Here is a 10889-nt window from a genome sequence, read left to right as displayed (position 1 = left end):
GGGCCGGCCCTCGGCGTTCGTTTCCCGCCTGCTTCCCCGCCGGGCGCTTTCAGGCGGCCGTCGTCACCTGCCCCGCCGTCAGCGGCCGGTGCGGGGCGATGATCTGTCCGTCCGGCAGCAGCTCGCCGGTGTCCTCGAAGAGGAGGACGCCGTTGCACAGCAGGCTCCAGCCCTGTTCCGGGTGGTGCGCCGTCAGTCGGGCCGCCTCCCGGTCGGCTGAGTCGGCGGTGGGACAGGCAGGCTGGTGCTGGCACATGGGTGGGTTCTTTCGCTGCGTCGTGGTGGATGTCCTGCGGCTCTGCGCGCTCATGGCCGCCCCCGTCGGTAGGTTGCTTCCGGTCACAGTCTTGCCCCACGGACGCGCTTCCGCAGGTATTTCACGTCAGCTCGTCCTCTGCGGAGAAGACGCATCACCCGCAGGGGCGGTTCAGGCCAACTGCACGGTCCCTTCGGATGGTTCGGCATGGTCCCAGCGGGCTAGTCCGTCCGGGAGGGATGTTCGGGCAGAGCGTTCGGGCCGCTCGCCCGGACGGCAGTGCGCCCCGTGACCCGACCGGGTCACGGGGCGGCGACGTGAGGTGCCGGGTCAGGCGGACGCCCCCGAGCCCAGGAGCGGCGGCGCGAGACGCGTGCTGAGGACGAGCAGGAGATCGGCGAACCGGTAGGGCTGGTGGGCCGCGATGCCCGGTGGCGCGGGTGCCAGGGGCACCATCAGATCGGTTGCCGTCGGGGCGTCCTCCGTCGCCTCCGCCTCCGCACCGGGCTGCAGCCACAGTGTCAGCATGTAGAGCTCCGGAACGGAGAGCAGGCGCGGCCGGTGGGGGACGGGCAGCGACTCGGCCTGGAGCAGGGCCCGTTCCATGGAGGAGACGTACGGTCCTTCGAAGAAGTGCGAGAAGGACCAGCCGTCGGGGGTGAGGATGGTGTCCGCGGCGGCGATGGCCCGGTCCCCGTCCCTGATGAGGAAGCGCCAGCCGGTGAGCTCGGCGCGGGGGGCGAGCCCCGATGCCCCGGTGACGCCGAGGACGTGCACGGGCAGGGGGTGTTGGGGGCTCAGCGGTCCCTGTGCTGCGCGCAGGGCGGGAGTCCGCGGCTCGCGGACGGCGGTCGGCGAACCGAGGGCCGCGAGGACGCTACGCAGGGCCGGCGCGGGTGCCGGGGAAGGTCGAAGCATGGTGGGACGCCTCTCACTCAGGAGACACGGTGAAGCGTGGGCAGGTACGACGGCGCTGTCGACGGCGGGGCCAGAGAGGGGCCATGGGGCCATGGCCGGGCGCCAACACTCTGCCTCGTCCGCGGAGTTTATACGACAAGTGTTCACAGAGTGTTTCCGCTAGGAGCCGCCGGTACTCCTGACAAGGTGTCATCCGGTCGAAAAGGAGGGGAGTTGGAAGGGAATCCAGAAGGTGGTTCCACTCCCACCTGCGGATTTTCCCTCACAGGGGACGGCCGATTTTTGCTTCGACACCCCACGGGAATGTGACAAGAGAATATGTCGGACGTTCCCTGCCTTTGGAATGTGCCAGTGGAGCGCTTCATCCAGCCTATCCTCCGACAGGCCGGTCCCGCAGGCGTTGTGGATCAGTGGGGTGGGCATCATCGTCCGTGACGCGCGGCCGTCGTGGCGGCTGCCCACTCGGGGAGGGACGCTTCGATGGGGGAGAAGGTCGTAGCCGACGGGTTCGGCCCGTCGGATCGGCAGCAGTACCGGAGGAAACTCCAGCAGTGCCTCGCGGGACTCGCGCGTCTGCTGGCGGAGAAGCGGTTCGATCGGCCGCGCAATCTCATGGGCGTGGAGATCGAGCTCAATCTCGCCGGTGCCGACGGGCTGCCCCGAATGTTGAACGGACCCGTCCTCGAAAAGATCGCCAGCGCCGATTTCCAGACGGAACTCGGAATGTTCAACCTGGAAGTCAACATCGCGCCCCACCAGCTCGGCGGGCGGGTTTTCGACCGGCTGGCGGAGGAGATCGGAACCGGTATCGGATACGCCGACCGCAAGGCCTCGGAACTCGATGCCGGGGTTGTCATGATCGGCATCCTGCCCACGCTCGCACAGTCCGACCTGGTTCCCGCGAACCTGTCGGCCAACGACCGCTACACGCTGCTGAACGACCAGATCCTCGCCGCCCGCGGTGAGGACTTCACCCTCGACATCCACGGCGTCGAACGACTGCTGTGCACGACGGAGTCGATCGTGCCCGAGGCGGCCTGCACCTCGGTGCAGCTGCACCTCCAGGTGACCCCCGCCCGGTTCGCCGCCGTGTGGAACGCGGCGCAGGCCGTGTCGGGCGTCCAGATAGCGCTCGGCGCCAACGCCCCCTTCGTCTTCGGCCGCGAGCTGTGGCGCGAGTCCAGGCCGCCGCTCTTCCAGCAGGCCACCGACACCCGGCCGCCCGAGCTGCAATCGCAGGGCGTGCGACCGCGGACCTGGTTCGGGGAGCGCTGGGTGGACTCGGTGTACGACCTCTTCGAGGAGAACGTCCGTTACTTCCCTGCGCTGCTGCCCCTCTGCGACGAGGAGGACCCGCTGCTCGTGCTCGACCGGGGAGGGGTGCCGCGCCTCCAGGAGCTGGTCCTGCACAACGGCACCGTCTACCGCTGGAACAGGCCGGTGTACGGCTGGGTCGACGGGGTCCCGCACCTGCGCGTCGAGAACCGGGTGCTTCCCGCCGGCCCCACCGTCACCGACGTGATCGCCAACGCCGCCTTCTACTACGGTCTCGTCCGCTCGCTCGCCGAGGACTCCCGGCCCGTCTGGAAGCGGATGGCCTTCCAGGAGGCCGAGGCCAACTTCGACGCCGCCTGCCGCCACGGCATCGAGGCGGAGCTGCGCTGGCCCCGTGCGGGACGCGCGGGCGGCGTCACGAGCCTGCCGGCCGTCCGGCTCGTCCTCGACGAGCTGCTGCCGCTCGCGGCGGCGGGCCTCGACTCCTGGCGCGTGGAGCCGGCGGACCGGGACTTCTACCTCGGTGTCATCGAGCAACGCTGTCTGCGACGGGTGAACGGTGCCTCCTGGCAGACCGACACCTTCCACCGCGCCCTGGACGCGGGCCTCGACCGCGAGGCGGCGCTCGCGGCGATGACCCGGCGCTACCGGGAGCTGATGCTCACGGGCGAGCCGGTGCACACCTGGCCGGTGGGGATCGACTGACCCCGTTCAGGATCAGGACCCCGCCTCCCGGGCTTCCCCACCCGGCGATGGGTGATCATGTCAAGGTGGTCCCGGACGTGGGGCCACCGGAACGGCGTGTGCCCGCGACGGGGAAGTGGAGACAGGTGTGGTGTCGGAGAAGGAACTGAGGGATGCCTCCCCGCCCCCCGACGGCCTGCCCCGCGGCGTGCTGCGCTCCGAGACGCTCGTCGTGCTCGCGCTCTCGCTGGGAGCGAGCGCGGTGTCCTCGCTCATCAGTTTCATCGGCTCGCTGACCAAACCTGGCTCCCTGAAGGAGCAGGCGGCGACGCTCAACGGCTCGTACGCGCCGGGGCGCCCCTGGCTCGACCTGTCCTGGCAGCTCTTCGGCATCGCCACGGCGCTCGTCCCGGTGGTGCTCGTCGCCCATCTGCTGCTGCGGGAGGGCGCCGGGCTGCGGGCCATCGGCTTCGACCGGACCCGGCCGTGGTCCGACCTCGGACGGGGTGCACTGGTCGCGGCGGGCATCGGGAGCGCGGGCCTCGCCTTCTACCTGGCGGCACGGGCGTCCGGGTTCAACCTGACGGTGGTGCCGGAGTCCCTGCCCGACGTGTGGTGGAAGTATCCGGTGCTCATCCTCTCGGCGGTGCAGAACGCCGTCCTAGAGGAGGTCATCGTCGTCGGCTACCTGCTGCGCAGGCTGGGCCAGTTGGGTTGGTCGCCGATGGCCGCGCTGGTGGCGAGCTCGGTGTTGCGCGGCTCATACCACCTCTACCAGGGGATCGGCGGCTTCCTCGGCAACGTGGTTATGGGCGTGGTCTTCGTACTGCTGTACCGCAGGTGGGGCCGGGTCGGGCCGCTGGTCGTGGCGCACGCGCTGCTCGACATCGTGGCCTTCGTCGGGTACGGCCTGCTGGCCGGGAAGGTGGATTGGCTGCCGACCGCGTGACGGGGACGGCGCTGCGGCCGAGCCGTGCGCCCCGTCCCCGCGGACCCTCCCGGTCAGGCGCTCAGTTCGCCCTCGATGACGGTGACGGCATGGCCGTTCAGCAGGGTGCGCGCACCGCGCAGACGGGTGCGGACGCGGCCCGTGCGGGCTCCGCCCTGGAAGCCGGTGAGGTCCTCCCGGCCGAACCTGGCCGACCAGTACGGCGCGAGGGCGGTGTGGGCGCTGCCCGTCACCGGATCCTCGTCGATGCCCACGGCGGGGAAGAAGCCGCGCGATACGAAGTCGTATCCGCTGTCCGGACGTTCGGCGGCGGCGGTGGCGATGACCCCGCGCGAGGAGAGGACCTTGAGGGCGGCGAAGTCAGGAGCGAGCGAGCGGACGGCCGCCTCGTCACGCAACTCGACGAGCAGGTCGCCGATGTGAGCGGCTGTGTCGTGGACGGCGAGGACTTCGGCGCCGAGCGCCTTCTCCAAGCCCTCGGGGGCGGACACCGGAGTGAGCGAAGAGGTCGGGAAGTCCATGGTGATCGTGCCGTCGGCCTCGGTCGTGGTGATCAGCACGCCACAGCGGGCCGTGAAACGGACGCTGCCGCTCGCGGTTCCGGTGGAGTGCAGGACGTGGGCGGTGGCCAGGGTGGCGTGGCCGCACATGTCGACCTCGGTGGTGGGCGTGAACCAGCGCAGGGCCCAGTCGGCCTCGCCGCCGGGCAGCGGGTGGGCGAAGGCCGTCTCGGAGAGGTTGACCTCGGCGGCGACCTTCTGGAGCCAGGCGTCGTCCGGGAAGGAGTCGAGGAGCAGGACGCCGGCCGGGTTGCCGGAGAAGGGCTGGTCGGTGAAGGCGTCAACGATTCGGATGCGCATGCCGTGACCGTACCGGGCACGCAAAAGGGCGGACCAAGGCCAATCGCGGAGAACTGGACCGCTTCGTCCCGGTCGTCAGGGCGGGGAATCCCGCCGGCGGCGCTCCCGGCCGAGTCACAGGGGTGCCAGCACCATGAGGACCTCGTCGCGGTGGTCCTCGGCGGACAGCCGCAGCGCCCCGGGCCAGCGACCGACCTCGCGCCAGCCGAGCCGGCCGTAGAAGGCTTCGAGTCCGCTGCCGCCGCGTGCCGCCAGCCTCAACTGCTCCAAGTCCATCTCGTCGCGGGCGATCTCCCGGGCACGCCGCACCAGGCCCGCACCGATGCCCCGGCCGCGGGCTTCGAGGCGGGTCTGGACGTGGTGCAGGGTGCCCCAGTGGGCGACCAGCGGATCGGGGTCGCGGCGGAGGCACAGCCAACCCGCCAGGGCGCCGTCGACGGTGGCGACGAGGAGACGGCAGCGCGCCGGGTCGAGTCCCGTGACGATCCGGTCGACCGCGGCGGCGACCGCGGCGGGATCCACCGGTGGGAAGGGGAAACCGGCGGCTCCACCTGCGTCGCTCACCTCGGTCCAGCAGTCGGTGAGGGCCGTCAGAAGTCCGACGTGCACCGATTCGGAGGTGGTGAACTGGGTGAAGAGCGGTGGGGTCTCGGTTGCCATGGCCAAGAGTGTCGCAGGCCCGGGGTGCGGGGCGGTTCGCGGACGGAGGGGTGGTCAGGGCAGCTCGAAGGAGAGTTGGGCGCCCAACTCCTCGAAACCCAGCGCGGCGGCGACCCGTCGTGAGGCAGGGGGACGGGCGCGCCACTGCGGCAGCAGCCCTGCGGAGAGGGCCTCGGCGACGGCGGCCGAGGCGGCTGTGCGGGCGAGGCCACGGCCGCGCGAGCCCGGGGCCGTCAGCACGCTGATGTGGGCCGTTCGGCACGGCCAGGTCCGGTGGCCGGCTGCGGCCACCACCCGACCGTGCTCACGGACCACGAAGGCGGGCGAGGTGATCTCGTGCAGGGACGCCTCCGCGGAGTCGCTCCGGCCGGCTTCCTCCTCCAGGATCCTGAGTGCGGGATGGCCGACGGGCAGCCGCTCCACGGCCGAGGACGCGCCGACGGCAGGCCGGAAGCCTTCCGGGGAGGCGTACGCCAGGGCGGCGGGACCGAGGATCCCGGTCACGGGGAGCACCGCGCTCACGGAGGCGGGGTCGGTGAGGGCCGCCGCGGGGAGGTCCGACACGGCGGCGCGTACCGCCGCGGCCGTGCGCGCGCTCGGCACGGTCACGACGGCCGAGTCTCCCAGCGAGACCGCGCCGCCCCAGCCGGGCGGGCACAGCCCCGAATCCGGAGAAACGATCACGTGTACGGCGTGGGGCGTGAACGCCCTCGGGGCGCGGGCCAGTTCCTCCCACAGCTCCTGAGCCCTGTCCAAGAGCGAATGTGTCGACACGGCGTTGGTCCCGTCAGTTGGGCGTCCCGTACGGCTGCCCCGTCGTACACGCGGTAGCCGGTCCTCGGATCGCGGTGCGGGAGCACCAGGCCGGCCCGCTCCCAGGCGCGCAGCGTGGCCGGGCGGACGCCGAGCCTTCCGGCCAGCGGCCCGATGAACGTGCCGCCGGGCCCGGACGTCGCGCCCCGTGCGGGGCCGGCGGAGGACCGCGCGTCACGGAGGGCGCCCGTCACGGCCCGAAGGGTCTGCCGGTCGTCGAGGAGCTGGGCGTGGCTCTCGTCGACGAGGCGGAGCGCCTCGTCGGCCGCGCCCCGGTTCACGGCCTGCATGATCGCCGTCGTCGCCCGGTGGCCGTGCCCCGGCAACAGGGCGAGGAACGTCCGCAGGGCGCAGGCGTGCAGCGGGGTGTAGGTGCGATAGCCGCTGGGGGTGCGGTCGGCGGCCGGAAGGATGCCGGCCTCCTCGTAGTTCCTGACCGCCTGCGTCGACAGGCCGTGCTCGCGTGCCAGATCGATCGGTCTCAGCTTCCCGCTGCTTTGAGGGTTTCTTCCCATGAAGCCGAAGATAATCGTGGAAGGTGTGGAAAAGTTTCAACCGTATGTTCAGCGATAGCGTTGAGGGAATGACGACTGACATCAGGGACGCCGTTCATGCCCTTGGGGCTGCCGCCGTGATGCGGCTGTTCCCCGTCAAACCCCGGCTCCTCGCCCTGGGAGAGCCCACCCACGGCGAGGACTCCCTGCTCGACCTCCGCAACGACCTCTTCCGGCAACTCGTCGAGGAGCAGGGCTACCGGACGATCGCGATCGAGAGCGACTGCCTGCGGGGACTGCTCGTGGAGGACCACGTCACCTCCGGCACGGGCACCCTCGACGAGGTCATGGAAAACGGATTCAGCCACGGCTGGGGCGCCTCCGAGGCCAATCGGGAACTGGTGCGTTGGATGCGTGCCCACAACGACGGTCGGCCCGCCTCCGACCAGCTCCACTTCGCCGGTTTCGACGGCCCGCTGGAAATCAGTGGCGCCGAGAGCCCCCGGCAGGCCCTCACCGCACTCCACGCCTATCTTGCGGCCCGGGTGGACCCGGACCTGCTCCCCTGTGGTGCGGAGGTCCTCGACGCCCTGATCGGCGCCGACGGGCGGTGGACCGACCCCGCCGTGATGCATGACCCCGCCCGGTCGGTGGGCCGGACCGCTGGAGCCCGCGAACTGCGCTTGCTCGCCGACGAGTTGGTGGGACTGCTCGACGAGCAGACCCCCCACCTGATCGCCGTTGACTCCCGGAGCGACTTGGAGCGGGCACGTCTGTACGGGCGTGCCGCGCTCGGCCTGCTGCGCTACCACCACGGGATGGCCGAGGACGCGCCGACCCGCCTGGCCCGGCTGGTCGCCGTGCGGGACCGGATGATGGCCCAGAACCTCCTCGCGATCGCCGCCCGCGGTCCGGCCTTCGTCTACGCCCATCACGCCCACCTCCAGCGGGCGAAGAGTTCGATGCGGATGGGCGGTGCGCCGCTGGAGTGGTGGAGCGCGGGCGCACGGGCGAGTGCCGAACTGGGCGAGGAGTACGCCTTCGTGGCCATGGCCCTGGGGACGATCCGGCACCAGGGGGTGGGCGTGCCGCCGTCGGGCAGCATCGAGGGGCGCTTGTACGCGCTGCCGGACGACCGTCTCCTGGTCGACACCCGCCGGTTGGCGATCCTCCTCGCCGATGCGCCGCCCGCTCCCCGAGCGTCCCCCCTGGTTCGGCTACGCGCCGCTGGACCCGGAGCACCTGGAGGTGACGGACGGCCTCGTGTTCGTGAAGGACGTCGTGCGGCGGGACTGACGCGGCGGGACCGGCCCCCGCTCCGGGAGCCGGTTCCCCGCACGATCTCGGACGGATGGACGGATGGACGGATGGACGGATGGACGGATGGACGGATGGATGGACGGTCCGGCTTCGGGGGCCACGCGGGGCTTCGTCCGGCCCGGGGCCGGACGGTCGACCATCCGTGGTCCGCTGAACACCGGGCCTCACGTGCGGGGCGCGGCGCCGGCTTCCTCCGCCCCGGACCTTCTGCAACCGGAACGCCGCGACGACGACCGCGGCGGTAGCATCGAGGGCCGGCCGTCCACGGGGACACGGGGGAAGCATGGTCGCGTTCCACGCGTCCGCACTGGACGGACTCGCCCGCAACCCGGCGCTGCCGGCCCCGTTGTTGCTGCGCCTGCTCGCCTTCGACGGAGGAGGTGACGGTCCGCCCCGCTGCGCCGCCCAACGGGCCGGACTCCCCGAGGCGGCCGTCGCGGTGATCCTGGCCCACCCGAACCCGGGCGCCCGGATCGACTTCGCCATGAGCGCCGGGGCGGACCCCGCGCAGCGGGCCCGGCTCGCGGACGACCCTTCTCCCAAGGTGCGGGCCGCCCTCGCGTACGGACCCGAGGTGTACGACCCGCGCACAAAGGTCGCGCCGCTGCCGGATGCCGTGTGCGTCCGTTTGCTCGACGACCCCGACCCTTCCGTACGCGCGACCCTGCTGGACTCGCCCCATCTGTCGCTGCCGTTCGTGGCCTCGAGCGCTGCTCACCACGATCCGGTGGCGCGCCGGGCCGCGGTGCGGGCATGGGAGATCCTGCCGCCGACCTCGTGGAGCGGCTCGCCGTCGACCCCGACGAGGCCGTGCGGCTCGCGGTTTCCCTCCGGCCCGAGCTGGACGAGGCCCGGCGCATGGCGATCGACTTCACGGCCGGGGACCTCGACCGGGGCAACGGCGTGCGCTGGGTACGGGACGGGCTGGCCGACCCCGAGGTGTTGCGGCGGGCCGCGACCTCCGCCCACCCACTGCTCCGGCGCGCCGCCGCCCGGAGTCCCCACCTGCCGTCCGACCTGCTGCGCCTGCTCGCACGCGTCGAGGACCCGGTGCTGGAGAACCTTCTGGCCATTCACCACCCCGACACCCCGGAGGAGGTCCTCATGCGGGTGTACGCACGGCTCGGCGGCACGTTCTCCGCATGGATGGCGGAGACGCACCCCCGCTTTCCCCGTGAAGGCTTCGCCGCGCGCTACGCGGACCACCCGGACGGGAGCTACCGTCGGCTGGCGATCCGGGACCCGGCCGCCACGCCCGCGCTGATCGAGCGGCTCAGCCACGACCCCGAGACCTGGACGCGCCAGGCGGCGACCGGCGACCCGCGCCTCCCGCTCCGCCGGCTCCGCGAGGCACTCCACGTGCCGGAACTGGCCTCCAGTGCGGGGGCCAATCCGGTGCTTCCGGAGGGCGAGATGACCGCCGTACTGGACAGGGCGGGCGTCCCGGCCTCCTGACCGCAGACCAACGCCGCCCCACCCCGCGCGGCTCCTTCGGGGTCCGTCGGTCGTGCTTGGACGGCGGCGCGAGGTTCCAGGGCGTACCGGTGCGCCGTGGTGCGGCGGTTCCTCCGAGCGGCCGTGCGTCCGCCCCTCACGCGGTGGTGGAGGCCACGCTGCGTGCCGAGGGCAGGCCGCTGCTGCAGAAGGCGCAGACGAACTCGCCCCCTCCGCGATGGTGTGCTCCTGACAGTGGGGGGCACCGCCGGAACACCATCTGACGGATGGAGCCGGAGGGCCGCCGGAGCCCCGGGCCGTCCAGAGCGCGGGCGGCTGCCGACCAGGAAGTGAGGCCCGGGCGGTGCCCGGTGGACTGGTTGCCGACCTCGCTCACGGCCCATCCGTCCGTCTCGTGCACGAAGCCGATCTCGCCGGTGCCCAGTACCGCGGCTCCGCCGGCACGCGCCAGGACCCGGCTCCCCTCCCGGAGGCGAGGTGCCCTTCATTGTCGGGAACCTTGCTCGGCGAATGGTTCCGATATATCGTTGAGATATCGCGACAGTTCAATGATGGGTATCTGGTGAAAGGAGCGTTGCGATGCGTTCACATGGACACGAGTACGGAAACGGGCACGGTCGTGGAGGCTGCGGCCCCGGACCCCGGGGGGACTTCGAGGGGCGGCGCGCCGCGTTCGGGCCGTTCGGGCCCGGATTCGGCGGCGGGCCCTTCGGCGGCGGCCGGGGGCGCGGAGGCGGACGGGGTCGTGCGCGGCGCGGCGATGTGCGCGCTTCGATCCTGGCCCTCCTCAAGGACCGTCCGATGCACGGGTACGAGATGATCCGGGAGATCGGCGAGCGCAGCGACGGGGCCTGGAAGCCCAGTCCGGGTTCGGTCTATCCGACCCTCCAGATGCTGGAGGACGAAGGACTGATCATCAGCGCGAGCGAGGGCGGCAAGAAGCTGTTCACGCTCACCGAATCCGGGCGGGCCGAGGCCGATCAGGGGCCCGAGGCGCCGTGGGAAGAGGCCGGGCGAGGGGTCGACTGGGAAGCCGTCAACGAGATCCGGCAGGCCGGCTTCGGCCTGATGGAGGCGTTCGGGCAGGTGTGGAAGACCGGGAGCGCCGAGCAGCGACAGAAGGCGGTCGCCGTGATCAACGAGGCCCGCAAGAAGCTGTACCTGATCCTGGCCGACGAACACTGAGGTGTGCAGGCCCATCGGGG

At 71.8% G+C, this 10889-nt stretch carries 10 protein-coding genes and 1 pseudogene; 5 read left to right on the top strand and 6 right to left on the bottom strand.

Annotated elements, in window-relative coordinates:
* Positions 1–49: 49 nt before the first annotated feature.
* Positions 50–256 carry a DUF5999 family protein gene (locus ACFW2Y_RS31240; RefSeq protein WP_041662108.1) on the bottom strand — a complete coding sequence of 69 codons (207 nt, stop codon included), beginning with the start codon at positions 254–256 and terminating at the stop codon, positions 50–52.
* 330 nt (positions 257–586) lie between these two features.
* Complete coding sequence (locus tag ACFW2Y_RS31235; RefSeq protein WP_384885811.1) at positions 587–1174, bottom strand: hypothetical protein; 588 nt, start codon at positions 1172–1174, stop codon at positions 587–589.
* Between the two features lie 480 nt (positions 1175–1654).
* Here ACFW2Y_RS31235 and ACFW2Y_RS31230 point away from each other — a divergent pair, with 480 nt between their 5' ends.
* The gene (locus tag ACFW2Y_RS31230) at positions 1655–3154 is read left to right on the top strand and encodes a glutamate--cysteine ligase (RefSeq protein WP_384885809.1); all 1500 of its coding nucleotides are present in this window, start codon (positions 1655–1657) and stop codon (positions 3152–3154) included.
* A 145-nt stretch (positions 3155–3299) separates the two neighbouring features.
* Entirely contained in the window at positions 3300–4082 is a 783-nt protein-coding gene (locus ACFW2Y_RS31225; protein WP_384885813.1) for a CPBP family intramembrane glutamic endopeptidase, read from the top strand.
* A gap of 53 nt (positions 4083–4135) precedes the next feature.
* Here the strand turns inward: ACFW2Y_RS31225 and ACFW2Y_RS31220 are convergent, their stop codons facing one another.
* From ACFW2Y_RS31220 to ACFW2Y_RS31205, 4 genes are all read right to left on the bottom strand, one after another.
* Positions 4136–4942: a PhzF family phenazine biosynthesis protein gene (locus tag ACFW2Y_RS31220; RefSeq protein WP_384885807.1), complete on the bottom strand. Its 807-nt coding sequence runs from the start codon at positions 4940–4942 to the stop codon at positions 4136–4138.
* A gap of 114 nt (positions 4943–5056) precedes the next feature.
* Positions 5057–5602, bottom strand: a complete 546-nt coding sequence (locus tag ACFW2Y_RS31215; RefSeq protein WP_384885806.1) for a GNAT family N-acetyltransferase — start codon at positions 5600–5602, stop codon at positions 5057–5059.
* 54 nt (positions 5603–5656) lie between these two features.
* Positions 5657–6286, bottom strand: a complete 630-nt coding sequence (locus tag ACFW2Y_RS31210) for a GNAT family N-acetyltransferase (protein WP_384885804.1) — start codon at positions 6284–6286, stop codon at positions 5657–5659.
* A complete protein-coding gene (locus tag ACFW2Y_RS31205) occupies positions 6283–6930 on the bottom strand; it encodes a MerR family DNA-binding transcriptional regulator (protein ID WP_384885802.1) in 648 nt (215 codons plus the stop codon). The genes ACFW2Y_RS31210 and ACFW2Y_RS31205 overlap by 4 nt, the downstream gene beginning before the upstream one ends.
* 68 nt (positions 6931–6998) lie before the next feature.
* Between ACFW2Y_RS31205 and ACFW2Y_RS31200 the strand changes: the two are divergent.
* The 3 genes and pseudogenes from ACFW2Y_RS31200 to ACFW2Y_RS31190 all read left to right on the top strand — a co-directional run bounded on the left by ACFW2Y_RS31200 (position 6999) and on the right by ACFW2Y_RS31190 (position 10869).
* Positions 6999–8205, top strand: a pseudogene (locus tag ACFW2Y_RS31200) (erythromycin esterase family protein).
* A gap of 777 nt (positions 8206–8982) precedes the next feature.
* A complete protein-coding gene (locus ACFW2Y_RS31195; protein WP_384885801.1) occupies positions 8983–9684 on the top strand; it encodes a hypothetical protein in 702 nt (233 codons plus the stop codon).
* A gap of 579 nt (positions 9685–10263) precedes the next feature.
* Complete coding sequence (locus ACFW2Y_RS31190) at positions 10264–10869, top strand: PadR family transcriptional regulator (protein WP_384885799.1); 606 nt, start codon at positions 10264–10266, stop codon at positions 10867–10869.
* Positions 10870–10889 lie beyond the last annotated feature (20 nt).

Source organism: Streptomyces sp. NPDC058877, from assembly GCF_042742855.1.
In the GTDB taxonomy this organism is placed as follows: domain Bacteria; phylum Actinomycetota; class Actinomycetes; order Streptomycetales; family Streptomycetaceae; genus Streptomyces.
Note: the sequence above shows the minus strand (reverse complement) of the source record. Positions and strands in the feature narration are given on the sequence as shown.

Excerpts from the sequence above, each read along its gene's own strand:
- ACFW2Y_RS31240 (WP_041662108.1), bottom strand. The coding sequence starts at position 256 with ATGTGCCAGCACCAGCCTGCCTGTCCCACCGCCGACTCAGCCGACCGG.
- ACFW2Y_RS31235 (WP_384885811.1), bottom strand. The coding sequence starts at position 1,174 with ATGCTTCGACCTTCCCCGGCACCCGCGCCGGCCCTGCGTAGCGTCCTC.
- ACFW2Y_RS31230 (WP_384885809.1), top strand. The coding sequence starts at position 1,655 with ATGGGGGAGAAGGTCGTAGCCGACGGGTTCGGCCCGTCGGATCGGCAG.
- ACFW2Y_RS31220 (WP_384885807.1), bottom strand. The coding sequence starts at position 4,942 with ATGCGCATCCGAATCGTTGACGCCTTCACCGACCAGCCCTTCTCCGGC.
- ACFW2Y_RS31215 (WP_384885806.1), bottom strand. The coding sequence starts at position 5,602 with ATGGCAACCGAGACCCCACCGCTCTTCACCCAGTTCACCACCTCCGAA.
- ACFW2Y_RS31205 (WP_384885802.1), bottom strand. The coding sequence starts at position 6,930 with ATGGGAAGAAACCCTCAAAGCAGCGGGAAGCTGAGACCGATCGATCTG.
- ACFW2Y_RS31195 (WP_384885801.1), top strand. The coding sequence starts at position 8,983 with ATGGGAGATCCTGCCGCCGACCTCGTGGAGCGGCTCGCCGTCGACCCC.
- ACFW2Y_RS31190 (WP_384885799.1), top strand. The coding sequence starts at position 10,264 with ATGCGTTCACATGGACACGAGTACGGAAACGGGCACGGTCGTGGAGGC.